25 protein-coding genes, 1 pseudogene and 1 riboswitch are annotated in these 25,521 nt (G+C 61.3%); of the genes and pseudogenes, 15 read left to right on the forward strand and 11 right to left on the reverse strand.

The genetic code is table 11. The annotated features are described in order from the left end of the window. Window positions 1-21 precede the first annotated feature (21 nt). Genes mreC through EOL43_RS04190 form a run of 5 tightly spaced genes read left to right on the forward strand, consistent with a single transcriptional unit; the run spans window position 22 to window position 5,501 of the window. The gene (mreC, locus tag EOL43_RS04170) at window positions 22-939 is read left to right on the forward strand and encodes a rod shape-determining protein MreC (RefSeq protein WP_133485858.1); all 918 of its coding nucleotides are present in this window, start codon (window positions 22-24) and stop codon (window positions 937-939) included. After that, a complete protein-coding gene (locus EOL43_RS04175) occupies window positions 936-1,475 on the forward strand; it encodes a rod shape-determining protein MreD (protein ID WP_133485860.1) in 540 nt (179 codons plus the stop codon). Before mreC ends, EOL43_RS04175 begins: the two co-directional genes overlap by 4 nt. Further along, window positions 1,472-3,427, forward strand: a complete 1,956-nt coding sequence (gene mrdA, locus EOL43_RS04180) for a penicillin-binding protein 2 (RefSeq protein WP_133485862.1) — start codon at window positions 1,472-1,474, stop codon at window positions 3,425-3,427. Before EOL43_RS04175 ends, mrdA begins: the two co-directional genes overlap by 4 nt. After that, complete coding sequence (rodA, locus tag EOL43_RS04185; protein WP_133485864.1) at window positions 3,424-4,569, forward strand: rod shape-determining protein RodA; 1,146 nt, start codon at window positions 3,424-3,426, stop codon at window positions 4,567-4,569. Before mrdA ends, rodA begins: the two co-directional genes overlap by 4 nt. Then, a complete protein-coding gene (locus EOL43_RS04190; RefSeq protein ID WP_133485866.1) occupies window positions 4,569-5,501 on the forward strand; it encodes a 2-hydroxyacid dehydrogenase in 933 nt (310 codons plus the stop codon). The genes rodA and EOL43_RS04190 overlap by 1 nt, the downstream gene beginning before the upstream one ends. Before the next feature lie 94 nt (window positions 5,502-5,595). Here EOL43_RS04190 and dtd read toward each other — a convergent pair whose 3' ends face one another. From dtd to EOL43_RS15325, 9 genes are all read right to left on the reverse strand, one after another. Continuing rightward, window positions 5,596-6,033: a D-aminoacyl-tRNA deacylase gene (dtd, locus tag EOL43_RS04195; RefSeq protein ID WP_133485868.1), complete on the reverse strand. Its 438-nt coding sequence runs from the start codon at window positions 6,031-6,033 to the stop codon at window positions 5,596-5,598. Then, complete coding sequence (locus tag EOL43_RS04200) at window positions 6,030-6,710, reverse strand: nitroreductase (protein ID WP_133485870.1); 681 nt, start codon at window positions 6,708-6,710, stop codon at window positions 6,030-6,032. The genes dtd and EOL43_RS04200 overlap by 4 nt, the downstream gene beginning before the upstream one ends. Window positions 6,711-6,720: 10 nt before the next feature. Beyond that, window positions 6,721-7,836: a TFIIB-type zinc ribbon-containing protein gene (locus EOL43_RS04205; protein ID WP_133485872.1), complete on the reverse strand. Its 1,116-nt coding sequence runs from the start codon at window positions 7,834-7,836 to the stop codon at window positions 6,721-6,723. A gap of 9 nt (window positions 7,837-7,845) precedes the next feature. Further along, the gene (locus EOL43_RS04210) at window positions 7,846-8,373 is read right to left on the reverse strand and encodes a cytochrome b (protein ID WP_133485874.1); all 528 of its coding nucleotides are present in this window, start codon (window positions 8,371-8,373) and stop codon (window positions 7,846-7,848) included. Window positions 8,374-8,376: 3 nt separating this feature from the next. Continuing rightward, a complete protein-coding gene (locus EOL43_RS04215; protein WP_133485876.1) occupies window positions 8,377-9,492 on the reverse strand; it encodes an SPFH domain-containing protein in 1,116 nt (371 codons plus the stop codon). A gap of 28 nt (window positions 9,493-9,520) precedes the next feature. Next, complete coding sequence (locus EOL43_RS04220; protein WP_133485878.1) at window positions 9,521-10,441, reverse strand: DUF2927 domain-containing protein; 921 nt, start codon at window positions 10,439-10,441, stop codon at window positions 9,521-9,523. A gap of 73 nt (window positions 10,442-10,514) precedes the next feature. Beyond that, on the reverse strand, window positions 10,515-11,708 hold the full coding sequence (locus EOL43_RS04225) for a toxic anion resistance protein (protein WP_133485880.1): 1,194 nt from the start codon (window positions 11,706-11,708) through the stop codon (window positions 10,515-10,517). 17 nt (window positions 11,709-11,725) lie between these two features. Next, window positions 11,726-12,610, reverse strand: coding sequence for a 5-bromo-4-chloroindolyl phosphate hydrolysis family protein (locus tag EOL43_RS04230; protein ID WP_133485882.1), 885 nt, complete (start codon window positions 12,608-12,610; stop codon window positions 11,726-11,728). Further along, on the reverse strand, window positions 12,610-12,786 hold the full coding sequence (locus EOL43_RS15325) for a hypothetical protein (RefSeq protein ID WP_166636197.1): 177 nt from the start codon (window positions 12,784-12,786) through the stop codon (window positions 12,610-12,612). Before EOL43_RS15325 ends, EOL43_RS04230 begins: the two co-directional genes overlap by 1 nt. Before the next feature lie 275 nt (window positions 12,787-13,061). Between EOL43_RS15325 and EOL43_RS04235 the strand changes: the two genes are divergently transcribed. The 6 genes and pseudogenes from EOL43_RS04235 (at window position 13,062) to EOL43_RS04255 (ending at window position 18,320) form a co-directional block, all read left to right on the forward strand. Further along, window positions 13,062-14,747: an NAD(P)H-dependent oxidoreductase subunit E gene (locus tag EOL43_RS04235; protein WP_205669518.1), complete on the forward strand. Its 1,686-nt coding sequence runs from the start codon at window positions 13,062-13,064 to the stop codon at window positions 14,745-14,747. 125 nt (window positions 14,748-14,872) lie between these two features. Then, window positions 14,873-15,520: a lysoplasmalogenase gene (locus EOL43_RS04240; protein ID WP_133485885.1), complete on the forward strand. Its 648-nt coding sequence runs from the start codon at window positions 14,873-14,875 to the stop codon at window positions 15,518-15,520. A 67-nt stretch (window positions 15,521-15,587) separates the two neighbouring features. After that, a pseudogene (locus tag EOL43_RS15500) lies at window positions 15,588-15,815 on the forward strand (signal recognition particle-docking protein FtsY); the annotation flags it as partial. 209 nt (window positions 15,816-16,024) lie between these two features. After that, complete coding sequence (gene ftsY / locus EOL43_RS04245) at window positions 16,025-16,798, forward strand: signal recognition particle-docking protein FtsY (protein WP_420867496.1); 774 nt, start codon at window positions 16,025-16,027, stop codon at window positions 16,796-16,798. A gap of 6 nt (window positions 16,799-16,804) precedes the next feature. Further along, a complete protein-coding gene (locus EOL43_RS04250; protein WP_133485887.1) occupies window positions 16,805-17,707 on the forward strand; it encodes an EamA family transporter in 903 nt (300 codons plus the stop codon). Window positions 17,708-17,717: 10 nt separating this feature from the next. Beyond that, on the forward strand, window positions 17,718-18,320 hold the full coding sequence (locus EOL43_RS04255) for an inner membrane-spanning protein YciB (RefSeq protein ID WP_133485889.1): 603 nt from the start codon (window positions 17,718-17,720) through the stop codon (window positions 18,318-18,320). Between the two features lie 18 nt (window positions 18,321-18,338). Here EOL43_RS04255 and EOL43_RS04260 read toward each other — a convergent pair whose 3' ends face one another. Beyond that, on the reverse strand, window positions 18,339-19,040 hold the full coding sequence (locus tag EOL43_RS04260; protein ID WP_133485891.1) for a glutathione S-transferase N-terminal domain-containing protein: 702 nt from the start codon (window positions 19,038-19,040) through the stop codon (window positions 18,339-18,341). 122 nt (window positions 19,041-19,162) lie between these two features. Next, window positions 19,163-19,241: riboswitch (SAM riboswitch) on the forward strand. Window positions 19,242-19,306: 65 nt separating this feature from the next. Here EOL43_RS04260 and metZ point away from each other — a divergent pair. The 4 genes from metZ (at window position 19,307) to EOL43_RS04280 (ending at window position 23,517) form a co-directional block, all read left to right on the forward strand. Then, entirely contained in the window at window positions 19,307-20,485 is a 1,179-nt protein-coding gene (gene metZ, locus EOL43_RS04265; RefSeq protein ID WP_133485893.1) for an O-succinylhomoserine sulfhydrylase, read from the forward strand. An 85-nt stretch (window positions 20,486-20,570) separates the two neighbouring features. Beyond that, complete coding sequence (folE2, locus tag EOL43_RS04270; RefSeq protein WP_133485895.1) at window positions 20,571-21,677, forward strand: GTP cyclohydrolase FolE2; 1,107 nt, start codon at window positions 20,571-20,573, stop codon at window positions 21,675-21,677. Between the two features lie 105 nt (window positions 21,678-21,782). After that, window positions 21,783-22,010: a DUF1127 domain-containing protein gene (locus EOL43_RS04275; protein ID WP_133485897.1), complete on the forward strand. Its 228-nt coding sequence runs from the start codon at window positions 21,783-21,785 to the stop codon at window positions 22,008-22,010. A gap of 58 nt (window positions 22,011-22,068) precedes the next feature. Further along, window positions 22,069-23,517, forward strand: coding sequence for a TrkH family potassium uptake protein (locus tag EOL43_RS04280; RefSeq protein WP_133485899.1), 1,449 nt, complete (start codon window positions 22,069-22,071; stop codon window positions 23,515-23,517). Between the two features lie 70 nt (window positions 23,518-23,587). On the opposite strand, the gene EOL43_RS04285 is transcribed toward EOL43_RS04280, so the two are convergent. Continuing rightward, window positions 23,588-25,420: a trypsin-like peptidase domain-containing protein gene (locus tag EOL43_RS04285; RefSeq protein ID WP_205669519.1), complete on the reverse strand. Its 1,833-nt coding sequence runs from the start codon at window positions 25,418-25,420 to the stop codon at window positions 23,588-23,590. Window positions 25,421-25,521: the final 101 nt, after the last annotated feature.

Consider the following 25,521-nt stretch of genomic DNA (forward strand, 5'->3'; position numbering starts at 1 on the left):
GTCGGGTAACCGGAGGCCAGATTGGCACGCAAACCGAACCAGACCGAGGAATACGGCCGTCCGCTGCGCAGGCTTTTTGTCGGCCTGCTGATGCTGTGCCTGTTTCTGGTCTTTCTGGTCTGGCGGATCGACAGCCCGCGGGTCGAACGCTTCCGCGCCAATCTGATTGATACGGTGGTGCCAAGCTTTGACTGGGCGATGGTGCCGGTGACCAAGCTGGTCGGGATGGTCGAGGACTTCCAGTCTTACCAACGCATCTACGAACAGAACCAAGAACTGCGCCGCGAGTTGCAGCAGATGAAGGCGTGGAAAGAAGCTGCCCTTCAGTTGGAACAGGAAAACGCCCAGCTTCTGAACCTGAACAATGTGCGGCTGGATGCGCAGCTTTCCTATGTGACCGGTGTTGTGCTGGCCGACAGCGGTTCGCCCTTCCGGCAGTCAGTGCTACTGAACATCGGCACCCGCGATGGGCTGGTCGATGGCTGGGCAGCGACCGATGGTCTGGGGCTGGCCGGGCGGATTGCAGGCGTGGGGAAAAGCACCAGCCGCGTGATCCTGCTGACTGACAGCAACAGCCGCATTCCCATCACAGTCCAGCCCTCGGGCCAAGATGCGCTGCTGGTCGGCGATAACTCGGCTGCGCCGCCGATCGAGTTTCTGGAAAGCCCTGAAAAGGTCCGCCCAGGCGACCGCGTGGTGTCGTCTGGCGACGGTGGCGTGTTCCCGGCAGGGCTTTTGGTCGGGCATGTGGCAATGGGCACCGACCGGCGCCTGCGCGTCCGATTGGCTGCGGATTATGAACGGCTTCAGTTCCTGCGCGTGTTGCGCAGCCACCCCGGCGAAATGGTCGAGGGCGAAGGCAGTTTGATCGTCGCAAGCCCTGCTGTGCCACCCGAACCGGTCGATGCCGCCCCCGAGGACGGAGGGCAGGGCGAATGACCGATCGCGTCACGCTTCTGCGCTGGGCCTTCTGGGGGCTGCTCGTCGCGATCTCGGCGGGTCTTCTGTTCGTGAAAATGCTGCCGCTGGACCTTAGCGCCGGGCGCTTCCCTGGCCCTGACATCTTCATGGCTGTCGTTGTCGCATGGATGCTGCGCCGTCCCGACTATGTCCCCATCCTTTTGGTCGCTGCGCTGATCTTCCTGACCGACCTGCTGTACCAAGATATCCCCGCCGTGGGCGCCTTGATGGCGGTGATCGGGCTCGAGGTTCTGCGCCGCCGCGAACCCGGCCTGCGCGAGCAGTCCTTTGTGGTGGAATGGGGCGTCGTCGCCGCCGTGTTGTTAGCCATGCTGCTGGCCGAGCGGTTTTTTCTGGCGATTTTCTTTGTCGACCAGATCCCTTTTGGCCGCGCCTTGTTGCAGTTTGTCAGCACCGTCACGATTTATCCGGCCGTGGTCTTCACCTCGGTCTTCGTGTTGGGGGTTGTGAAACTGCAACCCGGTGACGATCCAGTGCGGAGTCAGGCAGCATGAAGCGGTCCCCCCAAGATACCGAGGCAAGCGCCCGCAAGATCACCCGGCGGGGCTTGTTTCTGGGCGGGCTTCAGGTCTCGTTCGCGGCGATGCTGGTGGGACGGATGCGGTATATGCAGGTCGAACAGGCCGATGAATATCGCGATTTGGCGGAAGAAAACCGCGTGAAGTTCTCGCTCCTGCCGCCCGCGCGGGGGCTGATCTATGACCGCAACGGCGTGTTGATCGCGGGCAATGAACAGAACTATCGGATCGTCATCGTGCGCGAGGATGCGGATGACCCCGAAGCCGTACTGAACCGTCTGCGCAAGATCGTATGGCTCGACGATGCGGACATAAAACGCACCTTGGATGAAATGCGCCGCCGTAGCGCCTTTGTGCCGGTGACCGTCGCCGACCGCGTCGCGTGGGAAGACGTGGCCGAGGTCGCTGTGAACGCCCCCGCGCTGCCCGGCATCACCGCCGAGGTCGGCCTGTCGCGCAGCTATCCGCGCGCCGACGATTTCGCCCATGTGATTGGCTATGTGGGTCCCGTGTCGGACTATGACCTGTCCAAGCTTGAAGATCCTGATCCTCTTCTGCAAATCCCGCGTTTCCAAATCGGGAAAAGCGGCGTGGAAGCGAAGATGGAGCTGGATCTGCGCGGATCCGCTGGGACGCGCGAGGTCGAGGTCAACGCCGTCGGTCGTGAGATGCGCGAGTTGGGTCGCGAGGAAGGCCGCGCGGGCGACAACATCCAGCTAACCGTGGATGCCGACCTGCAGGCCTATGTGCAAGCGCGACTGGCTGGCGAAAGTGCCGCTGCGGTGGTGATGGATACCCAGACGGGGGACGTGCTGGCCATCGGCTCGGCGCCCACGTTTGATCCCAACAAGTTCGTGCGCGGGATTTCCAGCAAGGACTACAGCGCGCTTCTGAACGACAAGTATCGTCCGCTGGCCGCAAAACCGGCGCAGGGCACCTATCCGCCCGGATCGACCTTCAAGATGGTCACCGCGCTGGCCGCGCTGGAAGAAGGCGTGATCGACCCGGGTGAAACCGTCAAGTGCTACGGCCATGTCGAGGTCCACGGGCGCCGGTTCCACTGCTGGAAACGCGGGGGGCATGGGTCAGTCGATTTGGCGAAAAGCCTGCGTGAAAGCTGCGACATCTATTATTACGACATCGCCCAACGCGTCGGGATTGAAAAGATCGCCGAGATGGCGCGCAAGCTGGGGCTGGGCGAGCGCCATGATCTGCCGCTGTCCGCCATTGCGCAGGGTCTGATCCCGACCAAGGCGTGGAAACGCGAGGCGCGGGGTGCAGATTGGGTGATCGGTGACAGCCTGAACGCGGGCATCGGGCAGGGCTTCGTTCTGGCCTCGCCCTTGCAACTGACTGTGATGACTGCGCGGCTGGCGACGGGGCAGGCGATTTCTCCGCGGCTGGTGCGCTCGGTTAATGGGATTGAGACCCCCGTCCGCAATGACGGCCCGCTTGAGATCAGCACCAGCAATCTGAATGCCATCCGCGAGGGGATGTACGAGGTTGTAAATGCCCGACGTGGCACGGCAGGACGGTCCAAGATCGTGGGGGACGACCTGCGCATGGCAGGGAAAACCGGCACCAGTCAGGTCCGCAACATCACCGCTGCCGAACGCGCGCGTGGGGTGTTTCGCAACGAAGACCTGCCGTGGGAACGGCGCGACCACGCGCTGTTTGTCTGCTACGCGCCCCATGACAACCCGCGCTATGCGGTGACCGTCGTGGTGGAACATGGCGGCGGCGGATCGACAGCGGCGGCGCCTATCGCGCGCGATGTGATGCTGCAGGCGTTCTATCAAGGCAAGCCCCCGCTGGAAGCCTATCCAGCGAACCAGCGCGGCACGATCCAGACCCGCCAACGCGACATCGAAGAGATGCTCGAGATGCCACATGACGAACGCGTCAAAGCTGCCGAGGGTCGGGCATGAGTTATCTTGAATATAACGTCAAAACCGTCCCCTCGGGATTGCGCAAGGTGCTCTATCTGAACTGGTCACTTGTGCTGCTGCTGATCGCGGTGGCCAGCGTCGGCTTCCTGATGCTGTTTTCGGTCGCAGGCGGCAAGATGGACCCGTGGGCGATGGCGCAGATGAAGCGTTTTGCCTTAGGCATGTTCCTGATGTTTGTGATTGCGATGGTGCCCATCTGGTTCTGGCGCAACATGGCCGGGGTGGGATATCTGCTGTCGCTTGTCCTACTGGTCCTGGTCGAGGTCATGGGCTCGGTCGGCATGGGCGCGCAGCGCTGGATCGACCTTGGTTTCATGCGCTTGCAACCGTCCGAGCTGATGAAGATAACCTTGGTGATGATGCTGGCGGCCTATTACGACTGGCTGGATATCAAGAAGGTCTCGCGCCCGCTTTGGGTGCTGATCCCGGTGATCCTGATCCTGCTGCCGACTTTTCTGGTGCTGCGCCAACCGGACCTGGGCACCTCGATCCTTCTGGTCACCGGCGGTGGCGTGATCATGTTTCTGGCAGGCGTTAGCCTGTGGTATTTCGGGGCGGTCATTGCTTCGGGCGTGGGGCTGGTTACCTCGGTGTTCATGTCACGCGGGACGGAATGGCAGCTGCTGAAGAACTATCAGTACCGCCGGATCGATACGTTCCTTGATCCGTCCTCGGACCCGTTGGGAGCGGGCTATCACATCACCCAGTCCAAGATCGCACTGGGGTCCGGGGGCTGGACCGGGCGGGGCTTCATGCAGGGCACGCAGTCGCGCCTGAACTTCCTGCCGGAAAAACACACCGACTTCATTTTCACCACGCTGGCCGAGGAATTCGGCTTTCTGGGTGGCGCGTCGCTGCTTACGCTCTACGTGCTGATCCTGATCTTCTGCGCCGTCTCGGCCTTCCAGAACAAGGACCGCTTCAGCTCGCTTCTGATCCTTGGGATTTCCGTCACCTTCTTCTTGTTCTTTGCGGTGAACATGTCCATGGTGATGGGCCTTGCCCCGGTGGTCGGGGTGCCGTTGCCGATGGTTAGCTATGGTGGATCTGCCATGTTGATTTTGCTGGTCGGATTCGGTTTGGTCCAAAGCGCACATGTGCACAGAGCGAGACAAAAGTGATGCCCATCAACGTCCTGTATGCCGGCAATCCCAAGCGTTGGGATGTCTATCACCGCGAGATCAGCAAAGCGCTTGATGAGATTCAGATCGAGGCGACGCTGTCCTGCGATCTGCCCGCCGATCAGGTGGATTACATCGTCTATGATCCCAACAGCGCGCTTCAGGATTTTACACCCTTCACCCGCGCCAAGGCGGTGCTGGGCCTGTGGGCAGGGGTCGAGCGGATCGTCTACAACCCGACGCTGACCCAACCCTATGCGCGCATGGTGGATCAGGGGCTAAGCGAGGGCATGACCGAATGGGTCGTGGGCCATGTGCTGCGTCACCATCTGGAAATGGATCAGGACATCCACAACACCACCCCCGCTTGGGGCCGTCTGGCCCCACCGCTGGCCCGCAACCGTCGCGTCGGCATTCTGGGGTTGGGCGAACTCGGGCGCGTCTGTGCCAAGGCACTGACCGATCTGAACTTCCCCGTGTCCGGCTGGAGCCGGGGTGCCAAGTCCATCGACGGCGTCACCTGTCTGCACGGCGATGACGGGTTGGAGCAGGTGCTGCGCAACTCGGACATTCTGGTTCTATTGCTGCCCGCTACCAAAGCGACTGAGAATATCCTGAACGCCGAACGGATCGCGATGCTGCCCGAAGGTGCCGTGATCATCAACCCGGGCCGTGGCCCGCTGATTGACGATGCCGCCCTGCTGGACGCGCTGGATCGCGGCCACATCGCCCACGCCACGCTGGATGTGTTCCGCGTTGAACCGCTGCCGGATGACGACCCCTACTGGGCCCACCCGAAGGTGACGGTCACACCGCATATCGCCTCGGACACCCGCCCTGACACGGCAGCTAAGGTCATCGCCGAAAACATCCGTCGTGGCGAGGCCAAGGAACCCTTCCTGCATCTTGTCGACAAGAAAGCAGGCTATTAAGCCCCCATCCTCTTGCCACAAATACCTTGGGGTGAATGCGCGCAGCGCAGAGGGGCAACGCCCCTACAGGCTCACAACGTGAGCCACCTTAGCCCTAGAACTCCATCCAGATCGTAACCGGCCCGTCATTCACCAGCGACACTTTCATGTCTGCCCCAAAACGCCCCTGCGCGACCTCTATCCCATGCCCGCGCAGCTGGTCCGCAAAATAATCATACAGCCGCTCGCCCTCGTCTGGACGGGCCGCCGTTGAGAACCCCGGACGGTTCCCGCGCGAGGTGTCGGCGGCCAGCGTGAACTGGCTGACCACGAGCGCCGCACCACCGGTATCCAGCAAGGATCGGTTCATCTTGTCCGCGTCATCCTTGAAAATCCGCAGCTTCGAGATTTTGGCCGCCAGCGTGTCGGCATTCGCCTCGGCGTCGCCCTCCATCGCGCAGACCAGAACCAGAAGGCCGGGGCCGATTTCGCCAATAACCTCGCCGTCGACACGAACGGTGGCCTCGCTGACGCGTTGGATCAAAGCTCTCATTTACTGTCCTTTCCGTGCCAATGCACCCATTCGTCCAGATCTGCCCGTTCGGTGCGGAAGCTGTTGGCGGGGTGCTCCTCGTCGCTCAAACCAAAGGCAATGCCGCACAGGATCACGCGATTGTCGGGCAGATTAAACCAGTTGCGCAGGAACGGTGCGAAGGCGGCGACGGCGGCTTGTGGGATTGTCGCGACACCTTGGGCGGTGGCGGCCAGACAAAACCCGGTCACGAAGCCCCCGCAATCTAGATAGGCATAGGGGCCAAGCTCGGCGGGTGCGGTGATCAGTGCAATATGCGGCGCGCCGAAGAAGCGGAAGTTTTCCAGCATCTGCTGGCCGGATGCAGCACGATCCCCCGGCGTCACACCCACGCTTTTGTAAAGCTGCAAACCACAGGTCTTGCGGCGGCGCTGGTGCAGGCCAGTGTAGGCGCTGGGCCAGTCGACGTCCGGCGTCTGCGCAGCTTCCATCGCATGGGCATAGAACGCGTCGCGCAGCCGGTCGGTCTCAACCGCGGTGGTCACTTCGACCTGCCACGGTTGCGCGTTGCACCAGCTTGGCACCTTCTGGGCGGATTGCAGGATTTGCTCGATTACCGGCGCGGGGATCGGATCCGGGCGGAAGGCGCGGCAGGAGTGTCGGGCGCTGAGAAGCGCGTCGAATTGGTCGGGGGTCATTGGCGAACCTCTATTGGCTTTGCGCCGACAGATAGCCGATCACGCCGGCCACGATCAGCCCCAAAATCACCGCGAAAGTGATCTTCCAGACCGAGTAGGGGCGCTCCCCTTGGACCCGTCCATTCTGCCCGTTCACCACGAAGCGATAGGTCTTGCCGCGGTATTTATAAGCGGCCAGCCAGACCGGCAGCAGGATGTGCTTGAAGGTCAGGTCAGACATATCCGTGTCCATCGAGGTGACACGCTGGCGATCCCCACCAATGTCAAACTTCACATCGCGCAGGATGATACGGTTCATATAGTCACGCGCTTCGGTAAAGCCCTCGTCCAAATCGACGGTGTAGCCCTCGGCGCGGAAACCCGCCAGAAACTCGGGGCGATACGGCTCCAGTCGCGACAGATCCCACGGCTCCAGCGAGTCGGTGTATTTCTTCGGCAGACCTTTTGAGGCCAGCACCAGCACATCGTCAAAGAACCGCGCCACGCGGCCGGACACGGACGTCCAGCGTACCGTGCGCGTCGTGCGCTGTTCGCGTTGGCCATTCACCGTGACGGTCCGGGTACGTTCATGCACGATCCCACGCTGGCCGGTGTAGTGTGTCTTGGTGTCCGCATCGAAGGTCCAATAGGGCACATAGATGCCCGTCATCTTGCGGCCCTTGCGGGCGTATTCCTGCAATCCGTTCGGGGCGAACCACAGGCGGCCCAGCCAGTCACTCATGGCCTTGCGCGCCTCGCGCTCTTCGATCTCGAACGGGGCGAGGCCTTTGGGTTTGATATGCCGATGTGTGCCGGTATCCGTGACGACCGGTGTGGCGCAGAAGGGGCATTCGGCGGCATGGGTTGTGCTGTCGAATTCGAATTGGGCGGCACAGTTGGGGCAGCTCACCACCCGCGTTTCTTCCATCTCGTGATCCGGAAGATCAGCGGACAGCGCGCGCTTCAGGTCCAGCTCGCGAATGACGGGTTGGGCGGGTTGGCGATCCTCGATCGGCGCCTTGAAGCCGCAATGGTCACAGGTCAGCTGATTGTGCTCGGGATCAAATCGCAGATCCGCGCCGCATTGGTCGCAGGGAAAGCGATGTTCCTCGATAGGCGATTGAGTGTCTTCGCGCGGATAGGCCATCCGGAGTCCTCAGAGATATTTGTGCAGCACTTTCGGGACCATGATGCGCAGCGCGTTATCCTTCAAGCCGAAATGCCGCCAAATGTGAAACCCCGCATGGGCCAGCATCAGGATGATGAAGGCATCAAAGGCGATCTCGTGAATTTCTTCGGCGATATTATGCAGCCCTTTGGGCGCGTTGCCCGGGTTGATTTGCACCAGACCGAATGCCCGAATGGCGAACGGCGCGGCAAGACCGGCGAAGGCACCGGTGGCGACCGTCACAGGTAAGCCGATTTGCAGCACCTTGTGCGACAGCGCGTGGAACTGTTTGCCCCAGCCGGGCAGCTTTGGCCCCGCCCTGCCTGCCAACCCTTTTGACAGGTACATGCCAAGCCAGATCGCAGCCACCAGTGCCAGAAGGATGCCCATGCCCGAATGCGTGGCCAGGCCAAGCCCCGGATTGCCGCGTATTTCCTCGGGTTCGACAAGGAAGAAATACAGGATCAATCCAAAGGCCAGCCAGTGAAGCCATTTGATGGTTGTGCGACGGGTCACAGATCAGGCACCCGGCGGGGGCGGCGGCAGGATGGTGAAAAGCTGGGCCAGCTCGGCCACGTCCTCGGCGCGCATCCAGCCGTCTTGGCCGGGGGTCCAGACGTGGCTGTCGCGGGTCAGGCTGCCTGCGGTCGCCATGCGCCCCATCGCGGCCTTGGAAAACGGGCCTTTGGTTTCGCCGTTCTCGGCCACGTGCCAGACATGCTCCACCGGCGGCGGGGGCGGCGGTGTTTGTGCGCGTGCAGCCGGGGCAGCGGGTGCGGCGCCCCACGGGCCGGATTGCATCTGACCGGCCATGCCCATGCCCATCGCGGCCCCCATGCCGGCCCCCATCGACGATGCCATGGCCGAATTCTCGGCCCCCATCGCCTCGGCGGCGTTGAACTTCATGTAGTTGTCCAGATTGCCCGCAATGCCCATCGACGTGCGCTTGTCCAACACCTCTTCCACGGCTGGGGGCAGCGAGATGTTCTCGATGTAAAACTCAGGGATCGACAGCCCGTATTCGGCGACAATGCCCGAGATCTCGGTGGCGACGATCTTGCCCAGATCAGCGGTGTTGGCGGCCATGTCCAGAACCGGAATGCCTGCGCCTGCAATCACGCGACTGAAGGCTTGCACGATGATGTTGCGGATCTGGAAGCTGATCTCGTCCATCGTGAATTCGCCATCGGTGCCGACAATCTCCACAAGGAATTTCGCCGGATCCGTCACGCGGACCGAGTACGTGCCATAGGCGCGAATGCGGGTCGGGCCGAATTCCGGATCACGCAACATGATCGGGTTCTTGGTGCCCCATTTCAGATCGTTGAAGCGGGTCGTGTTGACGTAGTAGATCTCGGACTTGAAGGGCGATTTGAAGCCGTGATCCCAGTGATTCAGCGTCGTCAGGATCGGCATGTTGTTGGTCTCGAGCATGTAAAGCCCGGGCGTAAACACATCCGCCAACTGGCCTTCATGCACGAACACGGCGGCCTGTCCTTCGCGCACGGTCAGTTTCGCGCCGTACTTGATCTCGTGATCTTCGCGTTCGAAACGCCAGACCATCGTGTCGCGCGTGTCATCCACCCAATGAATGACGTCAATGAATTCTCCGGTCAGAAAATCAAGAATACCCATGGTTAAATCCTCCTGGGGGGCAATGGGGTCACGCAGAGCCGCCCTTAAGTTCGGCTGCAATTTTGGTAAAGATCGGGCGCGCCTGATCGGCGGTCATGCCGGGCTGCAGGCGCTTGTCATAGAGCATCTGCAACAACAACTCGTCATGCGAGGTCAGAAGCCCGAATTCGTCGGAATCGTTGAAGATCGAGGGACGCGCCTCTGGGCTGTCATTGGGCAGACCAAGGCCTTGCGCCAACTCCTCGTGGATACAGGCCGCGCGCATCAGGTCGGGCAGTTCGGCCCGGATGACCGCGACGGCACGCTCGATCTGGTTGTTGTCGCCCCGGTCGGCGGCGAAGATCACGCAATGTGTGTCACGGTTCAGATTGGCGATTTGAGAAAGGTCGGCATCACTGATGCCCGGCACGGCACGGCGCAGTGCGGCGGCACTGGCGCGGCGTTCGGTTTCGGTCAGGATCATGACGGTGAAGTTCACACCCAGCGGAACGGCGCCCGTTGCGGCACTGATTGGATGGCCGGTCAAACGGGCCAGTCGGGCCACGTAGGGCGCAAAGACCTGCCGGTCGATCTCGCGCTGATCTTCTGGCACCGCGTCCCCGAAGCTCAGCCCAAAGCGCACGGGTCGGGTCCAGCGTGTCAGCCTAACTGCGTGTTCCTGAGTGATCCGGCGATCGCCTACCTTGCTGTATTCGCTGTTGAAGGCGATGCGTTCAAAATTCCGCGCCAGCATCACGTCGGTGAAGGGCGTGTCCGGTCCGCCGCCGTCACGGCGCAGCTGGTCATGCACCAGACGGCTGGCCTGTATCTTGGCATAGTAATTGCGCAGATAGGCGCTGCTGTCTTTCGTATGGCCAACCGTTAATTGTGGAAGGGTTTCAATAGGCTTAGGTGGTGCCGAGGCTTGCGTCTGCAGCGTGCAGCCCGCCATAGCAGTCAGGGCCGTCATCGCGATAACGGCCCTTGATATCTTGTGAAACGCGGTTCTGCTCACCTGTTTGCCTTTCGGGTTTTCGCCCTTCTTAGCTGTCCGACACGCTTTCGGCCAGATTGTGGCCCGATGCGGTGCCACGTGCCTTGGCGGCAGCCAAGGTCTCTTTCAGCTCGGCTTCCATTTTCACCAGTTCTTCTTCGGCAGCGGCGCGCTTGGCTTTGCCTTCGTCGGCGATGGCCAGGCTTTCCTCGATCGTCGCGATCAGGGTGGCGTTGGCCGATTTCACGGCTTCGATGTCGAATACGCCGCGCTCCATTTCCTGACGGACCATGCGGTTGGCCTCTTGCAGGTTTTCGGCGTTGGCGGTCAGCAACTCGTTGGTCAGGTCGGTGGCGTCCTTCACCGCGGCAGCGGCTTCGGCCGAGCGCTGGATGGTCACGGCCTGCGCCAGCTGGGTTTCCCACAGCGGTACGGTGTTCACCAAGGTTGAATTGATCTTGGTCACCAGCGACTTGTCATTTTCCTGAACCAGACGGATCGAGGGCAGCGACTGCATCGTCACCTGACGGGTCAGTTTCAGGTCATGCACCCGGCGTTCCAGATCATCCCGCGCGGCGCGCAGGTCACGCAATTCTTGGGCTTTGATCACGCCATCCTCTTCCGGGGCGGCAGCGACTTCGGCTTCTTTGGCGGGGATCACGGTCTCGTCCAGCTCGGCCAGTTTGGCCTCGCCTGCTGCGATATACAGGGCCAGCTCGTCATAGAAATCGAGCGTCTTTTCATAGAGCTTGTCCAGCGACTTGATGTCTTTCAGCAGCACATGTTCGTGGTTCAAGAGGTTGTCAGTGATCTTGTCGATCTGGCCCTGAACATCCTCATACCGCGCCATGAACTTGGCGGCGGGCGCCATGCGGCCCAGCAGTTTTTCCCACCAGCTGCGCTTGCGGCGCATGTCGAGTTCACTGATCGAGAAGCCGCGGATCGTGGTGACGATGTTGCGCAGGCTATCGCCCGCCGGGCCAACATCCTTGTTGCGCACGCCCTGCAGCATGTCTTGGCTTATCACCTGCAACTCTGACTGCGCGGCCGAGCCGAATTCGATGATCGACTGCGAGTTCGCCATGTCGATCTCGTCCATGCGCTTCTGGATCTCGGCGCTGGTGGGCTTGTCGGCCTCGGCCAAAGGAACCAGAGCGGTCGAGGGCTCGGGCAGAATCACGGCGGTGGCTTCTTCAATCTCTTTCAGGGCGGCTTGCGCCTGTTCGCGGGTCGTCTGGGTCATCAAATTATCCTCGTCACTTAATCTTCGCTTCGCACACCTTCGCGTGCCAGCCGTTCGCGCAGAACCTCGATTTCGACATCAAGATCGCTGCGATCATCTTTCAGGAATTGCTTCGTTTTGGCCGCAAAGTTTGCTTCCAAATCATCCAGCAGCGTTTCGTAATCCCCCAGCGCGCCGCCATGCGGGTCGCGCAGGTGGATGTCGACAAATTTGGTCGTCGCGTCGCGCGCGCCCAGCAGATAGACGCCCAAATACTTCCGGGCCGAGGTCAGGTCGCGCGGGTCGTCCTCGACCGTGCGGAACATGTCGCGGGCGGTGGCGATGAACTGATCAAGACGCGCCTCAACCCGGCGGTCGCGGATGCGGGACACGGCCTCGCGCATGGCGTTCAGGTGCTTTTCAGCCTCGCCCACGGCGCGGGCCACGCGGTCGGTCTGAAACTCGTCCACGCCCTCGGCGCCCTTATTGCGCAAGGGATCAGGGCCAAACGCGGCCAGATGCAAACCAGCGCCAAGTGCGCCAAAGATCGCCGCGTTCAGGGCCGAGCCGCCCGCAAAACCCACCAGCGACAAACCGGCGCCCATCAGGACCGTTCCGAAAAGCTTGCGCGGGATCGCAGGGCGGCGGGCGATTTTGCGGGCATCATAAGCCTGATGGGCCATGACGCCATCACGGGTCAGCCAGGCCGATCCGATCAGAATGCCGAAGGCCACGAGGGTCAGGGCCATCTCTGTCGGCGGTTGAAAAAATGCGCGGATCGCAAGGGGCAGGGGGGCAAGGAACAGAAAGTTCACACGCCCGGCGCTGCGGGCTGGTTCTTGCCCGTCAAATGGACGTCGGGTGGGTGGCGGGGTTTTGGGCTGTCCACCGGGGCTGAACTCGCCCCCATATCGCTGTGCCATTACGCGCCCCCCATGATCGAGACATAGAGGATCAGCGCGAGAAGCATGAAGAATGCAGTTTTCTGCAATCCATTTTCCGACACGTTCGGGCCCCCTTCCAGAAACGGCGCATCAACACCCAACAAGGCCGGGACGCGGATACGCGCCGTGCGGCCTTTCAGATCAACACCTTCCATGTGTTTTGTATCAGGAAGAAGAATAAGCGCGGTGGGGTGATAAACAAGGGGGAATGGTTCTGAACACTCCCCCTTGGCGGGAAATGACGCAGTCGGATTGGACCCGCGGCATGGGTGGCCGCAAAAGGCGCTTTGCGTTTCGGCATATACATGGCTGGACTTGCGCATCAGAGTGACATTGCGGGTCTACGCAATCCGTCATGCGTATGTCGTTTTTGAATGGCGCGGCGTGTCGGGAGGTCGCTATGATACGCGGGTGCTTTAAGGGGAACATCATGGCGCTGGACGACAAAAAAGGCATCTGGAAATCGGGCAAAGGCAAAGGGCGTCGGACGCCCAAGGGCCGTCAGCTGAACATGGACGCACTGGAGCGTGTGCAGGCGTTGCTGGGCGACCGTCCGCGTCGCCGCGACCTGCTGATCGAGTTTTTGCACCTGATTCAGGACGAATACGGCCATTTGTCCGCCGACCACATCCGCGCACTGGCGCAGGAGATGGGCACTGGCCAAGCCGAGATTTACGAGGTCGCCAGCTTCTATGCCCATTTCGATGTGGTGAAAGAAGGCGAGACCCCTCCGCCCGCGTTGACCATCCGCGTCTGTGATTCCCTGTCCTGCGAACTGGCGGGAGCCGAGGCGCTGCAAAAAGCGCTTGAGGATGGTCTGGACGCGTCCGAAGTGCGCGTCGTGCGTGCGCCCTGCATGGGGCGCTGCGATACCGCGCCGGTGCTTGAGCTGGGTCACAACCACATCGACCACGCCACGTTTGATAAAACGCTGGCGGCGCTGCAGGCTGACGACACCCACGCCCATATCCCCGACTATCAGGATCTGGCCGCCTATCAAGCCGAAGGCGGCTACGCCAAACTGGCCGAGCTGCGCGACGGCGGTGACTGGAAAGACGTTCAGGAAACCGTTCTGAACGCGGGTCTGCGCGGCCTTGGCGGCGCGGGCTTCCCGTCGGGCACCAAATGGGGCTTCGTGCGCGCAAATGAGGGTCCGCGTTATCTGGCCGTCAACGGTGACGAGGGCGAACCGGGCACGTTCAAAGACCGCTATTATCTGGAGCGCACCCCGCATTTGATGCTGGAAGGCATGCTGATCGCCGCTTGGGCGGTCGAGGCCGAGACCTGCTTTATCTACATGCGCGACGAATACCCCGCCGTGCTGGAGATCCTGCGCCGCGAGATTGCAGCGCTGGAAGATGCGGGCATCGTCGCCCCCGGCTTTATTGACCTACGCCGTGGTGCGGGTGCTTACATCTGCGGCGAAGAAAGCGCGATGATTGAATCGATCGAAGGCAAACGCGGCGAACCGCGTCACCGCCCGCCCTTCGTGGCGCAGGTCGGCATCTTCAACCGCCCGACGCTGGTCCATAATGTCGAGACCCTGCTGTGGGTCGCGCGTATCCTACGTGAGGGGCCGGAAATTCTGACCTCGGTCGAGAAGAATGGCCGCAAAGGTCTGCGGTCCTATTCCGTATCCGGTCGCGTGGCCAATCCGGGTGTGCATCTGCTGCCCGCAGGCTCGACCATCACCGACATTATCGAGGCCGCTGGTGGCATGGCCGACGGTCACAGCTTCAAAGCCTATCAGCCGGGCGGCCCGTCCTCGGGTCTGTTGCCCGCGTCGATGGCCGACATTCCGCTGGACTTCGACACGCTGCAACCGCATGGCACCTTCATTGGCTCGGCCGCGGTGGTGGTTCTGTCCGATAAGGATAGCGCCAAAGAGGCCGCGCTGAACATGCTGCGCTTCTTCGAGGATGAAAGCTGCGGTCAGTGCACCCCGTGCCGCGTTGGTTGCGAGAAAGCTGTGAAGCTGATGCAGGCGGACAAGTGGGATCAGGATCTGCTGGAAGAGCTGAGTCAGACGATGGTTGACGCGTCGATCTGTGGTCTGGGGCAGGCGGCGCCGAACCCGATCCGTCTGACCATGAAGCACTTCCCTGACGAAGTTTGATCTGGCGAAGTTTGATTTTCCAACTACGGTTACGTCAAGCTTGACCCGCGCGTCACGCGCGGGTTGGCTGGGCGCGTGTTGACGGTGGTCAATACGTCGTTAACCCAGTTGGATTATCCAAAGACATGGCCCAATTGCCCCTCATCCTCGGCCTGCTGATCTCGCTAGCCTATTTCCCGCTGACCTCGCGCGCGCCTACGTGGCCCCGCTCGATCATCAAGACGATCCCGCTGCTGGCGTTTTCACTGGCCGCCTATGCGGGTGGAGGTTCCGCCTATCTAGTGGCCGGATTGTTCCTGTCTGCTCTCGGCGATTTCGGCCTGTCGCGGGATGGGGACGGCCCGTTCCTGTACGGCCTCTCTGCCTTCGCCTTGGCGCATCTACTCTACATCCTGCATTTCCTGGGCCTGTCCGGCGCCCCCATCTATGACGCGTTCACCACCGCGCCTATCCCTGCGCTTGTGCTGGTGGGGCTGATGGTCTCGACCGAGCTTTGGTTGGCGACCCATACGGGGCATCTGCAATGGCCTGTGCGGATCTATGTGATCATCATTGGCGTGATGGGGCTGACCGCGCTGGCGCTGCCCTTTGGGTGGACCGTGATTGGTGCCGGGTTGTTCATCATCTCGGACGTCATTCTGGCGGTCAGCCTGTTTCGGATGTCCGACACTTATCACCACCGGCTGAAGGCAGGCTATGCAATCTGGGGCTTCTATATCGCCGGGCAGGTGCTGATCCTACTGGGTGGACTGCCCGCGCCCGCGATCAGTTAGCCTGCCCCCTTCCATCCGCCCCCAATGTGGCTTACTTGGAAGGGAAAGGGACTATGAGGGCGCTTAGATGGCATTCTTCTCGAAACTGAAGGACCGGTTGTTCAAATCGTCGTCGAAGCTTGAAGAAGGGCTTGAGGCGATCGTCGAGGACGGCGGCGAAGAAGAGCTGGTCGAGGCGGCAGAGGCAGAAGCACCTGCCGAGACGCCGGAACCCGCACCGGTTGACGTACAAGCGCCCGTCGAGGAAGCAACTCCCGAGCCCGAGCCCGAGCCCGAGCCCGAGCCCGAGCCCGAGNTGTCGCCGAAGCGCCGGTCGAGGTGACGCCCGCACCGGAACCTGTGACCCAAGCCGCCGAAAAGCTGGTCGAGGACGCGCCGCAAGCCCCTGAAAAATCGGGCCTTCTGGGCCGTATGTTCGGGCGTCGCGAAGCGCAGAAGGTTGTGCGCCGCACGGTTGACGACGACATGCTGGAAAGCCTTGAGGATCTGATGATCACGTCCGATATGGGCGTCGACACCGCGATGCGCGTGACGGCGAACATCTCGGAACGTCATTTCGGCAAGAAGCTGTCGGTGGACGAAATCAAGGCGGTGCTGGCCGATGAGGTCACTCGGATTATGGAACCCGTCGCGGTCCCGCTGCCAATCTACCCCAAACGCCCGCAGGTCGTGCTGATCGTCGGCGTCAACGGCGCTGGCAAAACCACGACCATCGGCAAGCTGGCCAGCCAGTTCACCGCCGCCGGCAAAAAGGTTGTGATCGCTGCGGGCGACACGTTCCGCGCCGCTGCGGTCGAGCAGCTTCAGGTCTGGGGTGACCGCGCGGGCGTACCGGTTCTGACGGCGCCCGAAGGCTCGGACCCCGCGTCGCTGGCGTTCGACGCTATGACACAGGCCGAGGCCGATGGCGCTGACCTGCTGATGATCGACACGGCCGGGCGTCTACAGAACCGGTCCGACCTGATGGAGGAGCTGGCCAAGATCGTTCGTGTCATCAAGAAAAAGGATGAAACCGCGCCGCACAACACGCTTCTGGTTCTGGATGCGACGACAGGTCAGAACGCACTGTCTCAGGTCGGGACGTTCCAAGATCTTGCCGATGTGTCGGGCCTTGTGATGACCAAGCTGGACGGCACCGCGAAAGGCGGCGTGCTTGTGGCACTGGCGGACAAGTTCGCCTTGCCCATCCATGCCATTGGCGTGGGCGAGCAGATCGACGATCTGGCCCCGTTCGACCCCGAAGAATTCGCCCGCGCGTTGATCGGCATTACGGATTGATAGGGCATGAGCGACTGGCTCACCTCGCTTGAAGGTACGCCCGCCGGGCATGACCTTGCACTGGCGCTCGCCCTGTTCGCGGCCTTCCTGCATGCGCTCTTTGGCGCACTACAGAAAGGGCGGCATGATCCGTGGCTGTCACGTGGGGCGATTGATTTCAGCTATGGCGTGATCGCCGCCCCCTTTGCGCTGTTCGTGGTGCCCTGGCCCGAACCGCATATGTGGCCGATCTTCGCAATCGTGTTCCTGATCCACGTGGGCTACAAGCTGGCACAGAGTTATACCTATGTGCTGGGCTCTTACACGGTGGTCTATCCGGTGGTGCGCGGCACCGGGCCGCTGTTCACTGTGATCGGCGCAGGCTTCCTGTTCGGCGAAAGTTTCACTGGGATGCAATGGGTCGGCGTCCTGACCCTTGTTGCCGGGATCTTCGCGCTGGCAGCCTATAACCTGCGCCATTGGCCGCTTGGCCGCGCGCAATTGAAACCCGCCCTTGCCATGGCGGTTCTGACCGGCGGTTTCGTGGCCGCCTATACCACCTATGACGCCTATGGCATTCGCGCGACGGCGGACCCGTTTACCTTCCTTGCGTGGTTCTTTTTTATCGACGGGTTCTTCATGCCGGTGATTGCAGCCCTTAGATGGAAGAACATGGCCGAGCGTCCCGCGCTTGCTCCATTGATGGGGCGCGGTGTTTTGGGCGCGTTCGTGGCGTATTTCAGCTTCGGCTCAATCATGTTGGCCACAAGGCTGGGCGGCGTGGGCGAGGCGGCGGTGCTGCGTGAAACCTCGACTGTGTTCGCAGCGCTGATCGGCTGGGTCGTGCTGGGTGAAAAGGTCGGGCCGCGACGGTTGGTGATGATGGCTTTGATTGCGGCAGGGGCCGTGCTAGTCGAAATGGGCGGATGAAGGAGTTCCCATGACAGAGAAACAGGTAAATCCCGCCCTGCGTGGCGCGTTGGAATACGGACCCATCATCCTGTTCTTCGCCGCCTACACCTTCCTGAAGGATCAGACCTTCATGGTCGCTGGGACCGAATATTCGGGCTTTGTCGCCGTCACCGCGATGTTCATTCCGGTGTTGGTCGCGGCCACGCTGGCGATGTGGAAACTGACCGGGCACCTGTCGAAAATGCAGATCGTCACGCTGGTCTTGGTGATCGGGTTCGGCGGGCTGTCGATCTGGTTTAACGACGAACGGTTCTTCAAGATGAAGCCCACGATGATCTATCTGCTGTTTGCGGGGCTACTGGGCTTTGGCCTTTTGCGTGGCGAAAGCTACCTGGAAGCCGTGATGGACAAAGCCCTGCCGCTTGAACGACAGGGCTGGATGTTGCTGACCAAGCGGCTGGCGGTGTTCTTCCTGCTGCTCGCCGTCGCGAACGAGGCGATCTGGCGCATGATGTCCACCGACGCTTGGGTGAACTTCAAAACCTTCGGCCTGCCCGCTGCGACCTTCGGGTTCTTCATGTCTCAAGCAGGGCTGTTCAAGCGGTTCGGGACGGACGAGGAAGCCTCCTAAGCCCGTCCCTTGCCGGGCTTATCGCTTGAATAGAAGATCCTGCGCCTTGCGGTCATCCTGCAAGTTGCTACGCTTTTCAGCTGCCACCGCACGTCCGCGCTGAACGGCGGGGCGTGCGCCGACTTCCTCGAGCCAACGCGCCAAATGCGGTTTGTCGTCCAGATCCTGCTGCTGGCCTTCCCAAAGCGACGCCCAGCCCCAGCACGCCATGTCCGCAATGGAAAAGAAGTCCCCAGCCAGATAGCGGTTGCCCGCCAGACGGCGATCCATCACGCCATAAAGCCGTCCGACCTCGGCTCGATAGCGATCCTTCGCGTAAGGCAGATCCTGCGGCGGATCCATCGCGGGGGCGTATTTCAGGAAGTGATGCGCCTGACCGGCCATCGGCCCAAGCCCGCCCATCTGCCACATCAGCCATTCTTCGACGGCGACGCGGTCCCGCTCGCTCTCGCCATAGAACTTGCCGGTTTTGCGGGCGAGGTATTGCAGGATGGCACCGCTTTCAAACACGGAAATGGGCGCGCCATCCGGCCCGTACGGATCAATAATGGCAGGCATGCGATTGTTCGGCGCGATTTTCAGAAACTCAGGCGCAAACTGGTCGCCCGCGCCAATATTGATCAGCTTCAGCTCGTAGGGCAGGCCCATCTCTTCCAAGGCGATCGAGATTTTCCAGCCGTTCGGCGTCGGCCAATAGTAAAGTTCAATGGGATTGGACATCGTGTTTCCTTTTTGCGTCCCACTGAACATGGCAGTCGGCCCGGAAATGACAAGTATGCAGCTTTCACGATATGGCGAGCCAATCTTTCGTCGCTCTTGACGCCTTAGTTTACAGGCGATATGGCGATGTTCGAGGCGATTTGTCCACCGGATTGCGGGCCTCGTTAAACATTCCGCTAAAGAGGTCAGGGTAGGCGCGACATCCCGTGCCGCAATCCCCCGACGCTCGCAGCGGTGGGGGTTTTTTTGTGCGAAAGGAACGCGCGGTGACAAAATGGGGTAAACGGACCGAGGCCGTACACGGAGGCGTACGCCGCAGCCAGTATAACGAGCTGTCCGAGGCCATGTTCATGACGCAGGCCTTCGTCTATCCGACGGCAGAAGCTGCCGAGCAGCGCTTTATCGAAAGCGGCCCGGACGAGTTCATCTATGCGCGTTACGGCAACCCCACCAACCGCATGTTCGAAGACCGCATTGCGGCGCTGGAAGGCACGGAAGACGCGTTTGCCTGTGCCTCGGGCATGGCGGCGGTGAATGGTGCGTTGATGGCGCTGACGCAGGCGGGCGACCACGTCGTATCCTCGCGCGCGCTGTTTGGGTCGTGCCTCTATGTGCTGGAAGATATTCTGGGCCGGTTCGGTGTCGAAATCACGCTGGTCGATGGCACCGACAACCAAGCGTGGGAGGATGCAATCCGCCCCGATACCAAACTGGTGTTTCTGGAAACCATCTCGAACCCGACGCTGGAAGTGATTGACTTGGCGCATGTGGTGAAGGTTGCGCATGCCAATGGTGCACTGGTTGTGGCAGATAACGCGATGCCGACGCCCGTGTTTTCCTATGCGTCCAAGCTGGGCGCCGATCTTGTGGTCTATTCGACGACCAAACATGTAGATGGCCAAGGCCGGATGCTGGGCGGCGCGATCTGCGGCTCGCGCGAGCTGATCCGCGGCCCGATCGAGACCTATGTCAAACACACCGGCGGGGCGATCAACCCCTTTGCGGCATGGACCCATCTGAAAGCGCTGGAGACGCTGGACCTGCGTGTGCGGGCACAGGCGGACGGCGCGCTGAAAGTGGCGGATGCGCTGCAGGGCCATCCCAAGCTGTCGCGTATCAGCTATCCGACCCACCCGTCGCACCCGCAATATGACATTGCGATCCAACAAGCGCCCTCGGGCGGGACGGTACTGGCGATCGAGGTGGACGGCGGCAAGGACGCCTGCTTCCGCTTCCTGAACGCGCTTGAGATCTTCACGATTTCGAACAACTTCGCAGATGCGAAATCCATCGCGACCCACCCGGCCACCACAACACACCAACGCCTGCCGCAAGAGCAGAAAGATACGCTGGGCATTTCGGATGGTTTGGTGCGCCTGTCGATTGGGCTTGAGGACGTCGATGATCTGATCACCGATCTTCTGAACGGCTTGGACGCGGCCTGATCTGTCGCATTTCGTCCATCGCGTTTGGCGTTTATGTGTCAAATGCATATGATATAGACGTGCGATGGCAGGATGGGGGTTCGCGATGAACCAGATGAAGCGCAAGAGCGGGGACGCGGTGGATACCGCGCAGGCGCAGGATGCCCTTGAGGTCCTGCGCAACTGGGCTGCGAAAGCGGACCCGGTTGAGGTTGCTGCGCTGGACCCGGCGATTGCGCGGCTTCTGCCCTCGGCCGAGCTTCCGAATTACCCCGAACTCAGCCGCACCTACCCGGACGATTTCACCCCGGATGCGGATTACAAGGCGTCGATGCCCGATTTGCAAAACGGTCCGGCCAGCCTTATCCAAGGTGCCAAACGGCATATTCAGCATGTGGGGATTTCCAATTTCCGCCTGCCGATCCGTTATCACACTCGCGATGGATCGGACGTGACGCTGGAAACCTCGGTCACTGGGACGGTCAGCCTTGAAGCTGGCAAGAAGGGCATCAACATGTCGCGCATCATGCGCAGCTTCTATGGCCACGCCGAGAAGACCTTCAGCTTTGATGTGATCGAAGCGGCGCTGGACGACTATAAAACCGATCTGGAAAGCTTGGACGCCCGGATCGAGATGCGGTTTTCCTATCCGGCACGGGTGGAAAGCCTGCGGTCGGGCCTGTCCGGCTATCAGTACTACGACATCGCGCTAGAGCTGGTCGAACATCGCGGGAAACGTCGCAAGTTCCTGCATCTGGACTATGTCTATAGCTCGACCTGCCCCTGTTCGCTGGAACTATCTGAACACGCCCGCCAGATGCGCGGGCAGTTGGCCACACCGCATTCGCAGCGCTCGGTCGCGCGGATTTCGGTCGAGAAGATCCACCAGCCCACGGGCACCTTGTGGTTCGAGGACCTGATTGACCTGTGCCGCGTGGCGGTGCCGACGGAAACGCAGGTGATGGTCAAACGCGAAGACGAACAGGCCTTTGCCGAGCTGAACGCCGCAAACCCGATCTTCGTTGAAGACGCTGCGCGCCTGTTCTGCGAGCAGCTTCAGCAAGACGACCGGATCGGAGATTTCCGCATCGTTGCCAGCCATCAGGAAAGCCTGCACAGCCACGACGCTGTGTCGATCCTGATCGAAGGCGACACGTTCGAGGCTGAAAGCCTGGACCCCAAGCTGTTCTCGACCCTGTTCCACGTCGGCTGACTGTTAGCGCATAGCAGGATTGCAGATTTAGCAATGGTTGCGTCACCACTGCTGACCTAACCTGATGTCAGGGAGGAAACCAACGGCTTTGACAAGAGGTTTCCAATGGCTACGCAAACAACAAATCTCCACATACCAGCATTTTCGCTGTTCGCACCTGTCCGCGCCTTTTTTGCAGCAATCGGCCGTGGCTTGGTCGTCGCTGCTGAAAATTCGTCGCGCATGAAGCGGATTGAAGCTTTTAACGCGATGACGGACGAACAACTGGCCGAACGCGGCCTGAAACGCGACGAGATTGTGCGCCACGTTTTCCAGGATTTGATGTACGTCTAAGCAAAGACGGCACTGACGGTGCTTGACACTATGGGCGTAGGGGGCCAACCCTGCGCTCATGTTGGATCTGCGACCTGTCATCTATGTTATCGGGCTTCTTGTCGCCGTTCTGGGCGCGACGATGCTGATCCCGGTCGTGATCGACTTGGCGGACAACAACCCCGATTGGCAGGTGTTTTTACAAAGCGCCGTCGTGACGATGCTGATCGGCGGGTCGATGGCTCTGTCCACTGCGAATGGTGTGGGCAAAGGCCTGACGATCCAACAAACCTTCCTTCTGACCACCGGTGTTTGGGTGGCGTTGCCGATCTTTGGCGCACTCCCCTTCGCACTGGGCGAACTGGACGCCCGCCCCGTGGACGCGTTTTTCGAGGCGATGTCCGGCCTGACCACCACCGGATCAACCGTGTTGTCCGGGCTGGATGACCTGCCCAAGGGACTTTTGTTCTGGCGCGGGCTTCTACAGTGGTTCGGCGGCATCGGCATCATTGTTGTGGCGATGGTGTTCCTGCCCGAACTGCGCGTCGGCGGCATGCAGATCTTCCGGTCCGAGGGCTTTGACACCTTCGGCAAGATCCTGCCCCGCGCGACCGAGATTTCCTCGCGTATCTCGGTGATCTACTTCACCCTAACCGCGCTGTGCGCACTGGCCTATTTCGCGCTGGGGATGAGCTTTTTCGACGCTGTCACCCACGCGATGACCACCATCGCAACGGGGGGCTATGCCAACTATGACGCCTCATTCGGGGCGTTCGGGGCGGGGCCGGAATATGCGGCCGTGGTGTTCATGCTGCTGGCCGCGTTGCCCTTCGTGCGCTACGTGCAGATCCTGCAAGGCACCGCGCGTCCGCTGTTGCATGACCCGCAGGTGCGCGGCTTCTTCATGACGCTGGTTGTGATCGTCGCCATCATGGTGCTGTGGCGCTGGCTGGCAGATGGGCAGCTAAGCGAGCAGTCCCTGCGCAAAACGCTGTTCAACCTGACCTCGATCCTGACGGGGACAGGCTATGCGTCGCAGGACTATATGCTTTGGGGCGGTTTCCCGGTGGTCGTGTTCTTCTTCGTGGGCCTGATTGGCGGCTGTGCTGGCTCGACCGCGTGTTCGATCAAAATCTTCCGCTATCAGCTGCTGCTCTCGTCAATCAAGGCGCAGATCCAATCGATCCACTTGCCACACGGGATATTCACCCCCCGCTTTGGCGGACGCCGCGTGGACGAAGAAGTCCTGTCCTCGGTCATGGGGTTCTTCGTGTTCTTCGTCGTCACCTTGGGCGTGACGGCAGTTGCGCTGGGGCTGACGGGCTTGGACTTTACCACCTCGATGTCCGGCGCAGCGGCGGCTTTGGCCAATATTGGTCCCGGCTTGGGGGATCAGATCGGGCCAGCGGGCAACTTTGCGGGGCTGAACGATACCGCCAAATGGATCCTGATCGCTGCCATGCTGGTCGGCCGGTTGGAGCTTCTGGCCGTCTTCGTCCTGTTCACCGTGACCTTCTGGCGGGGCTAAAGTGCCCCGAACCAACAAAAAAGGCCCGAAGCGATCTGCCCGGGCCTTTTTGATTTCTATGCGCTGAGGATCAGTTCCAACAGCTGACCAGAACCGTCATGTCAGCGGCCTTGGTGTTCAGCTCGACCGGATCGACCGAAGTGGCGCTGTCCGTCGTGCTGGTGGTCACACCGTTTGCGGCCAGGAAGGCGGCCACGGTGCCTGCGTCCATCGCGAAGCTGGTGTCGGCGGGCAGGGTGCGGCCTGTGGTGCCGCCAGCGGGCAGCAGCATCCCCATCACGGACCCGCCCGCATCCAGAACCGGGCCGCCGGCATCGCCGGGCAGGGCGGAAAGGGTCAGGCGGGACAGTTCAGCCTCGCCATTCAGGCCGGTCAGTTCGGACAGGGTGCCGAAGGTCAGGCTGGGCGCGCTGAGGCGACCCTCATACGAGAAGCCCGCGACGGCCACGTCCGATTTCAGGCGCGGCTCGGCGGTCAGGAAGGACGCGAACGAGATTGGCGCCTGCGCGGTGGCGGGTTCGAGCAGGGCCAGCCCCAGTGCGTCGTCGGTGGCCACGACATTTGCGTCAAACTCGTCGTTGATCGAGATGCGGGCGCAGGACTGGACGGCCTCGGTCGTGGTCAGAATGCGCCCGGCGCCATCCACATAAAAGCCCGAGCGCGAGCGATCTGGTGTGCGGATGTCCAAGCCGGACAACAAATCAAGGCTCTGCGTAGCGTCATCCAATCCGGCGTCATCGGCCAGCGCCTGTGCGCCCAGCGACGAAAAGCTCGCCCGCATGTCCCGCAGGGCCAGATTGCGGCGCTTTTCATCGCCTTTGGGCCAGACCAGCGTGAAGCCCTTCACGGTGCCGTCCGCCAGCTTGACCTGCGTGAAGGACGAGATCTTGTCGTCGGTCCCTTCGATGGTGAACCCGGTCTTGCCACGCTCGCGCGGGCCCTCGGTCGGGACGATTTCCAGCGTTTGCAGGATGTCATAGAGGCCATAGAGCGTGTTCTGATCACCGGTCTGGCTGATCATCACCAGTTGGACATCGCTGTCGCCCTTGGTTTTGAAATGCACGAAGGGGGCTTCGTAGCGGTCAAACGCGACCATGCCAGCGGGGATCGCCATCGAGATGCCCGCGTTCTGGTCCTCGAACGGGGCCATGCCAAGCGCATCCAGAACAGACTGATAGCTATCCAGAAGCACCGCGCGTTGGCGGGTGGTCAGCACACCGGTCGGGTCATAGCCTTTGTCCGTCTGCCACGCCGCCATCGAGCGGCGGGTGCCCGCGCCGAACGCGCCGTCAATGGCCGAGGTGTAATAGCCTTCCCACTGCAGCGCGACCTGCAGGGCTTTACGTGCATCGCGATCTAACGCCCGCTCGCTTGCCTGCGCTTCGCGCTTGGTTTCTTCCTGCACGACGACAACTGGTTCTGCGGGCGTTGCAGGAGCCACGGCGACGGTTTCGGCTTGGGGCTCTGGGCTCGCTTCGACAGATGGCGCTTCAATCGGTGCGGCGGTCAGGGTGCTGGCCCCCACAGGCCAGTATTGCTGGCGGAATTGATCGGGCAGCGCGACAAAGCTGTCTTGCGGGATAAGCCCAGCGTTCTTCAGATTGCGCAGCTGCAGCTCGGCGGCGCGCTCGGTATAGGGTCCCAGAACGATGGCATACCAATTGCCCCCGATGCGAAATCCGCTGACTCCCTCAAGGCGCCCTGCATAAGCACGCGCACGCGCTTCGGCTTGGCCGAGCGTTGGCTGGGCTTCAACCTGGATCCACCGCACTGCCTGACTGTTCGCGGCTTGCTGTGCCACGGCTGGCCCAGCCGATAGCAGCGCGGCAACGCTGGTGGCAGACACCGAGCTCACGATGGGAAGAAGGCCGGTGGCCAAAGCAATTGCAAATTTATTGGTCATGGATCCTCGTCGCCCTAAAGGCAAATTAGGCTGAATTTCGCGCAAGTAACACATCGGCGCCCGCGAAGGTCAATATCACCGCGCCGCCTTTCGGAAATTTC

The sequence above is a fragment of the Aliiroseovarius marinus genome, from assembly GCF_004360145.1.
Classification (GTDB): Bacteria; Pseudomonadota; Alphaproteobacteria; order Rhodobacterales; family Rhodobacteraceae; genus Aliiroseovarius; species Aliiroseovarius marinus.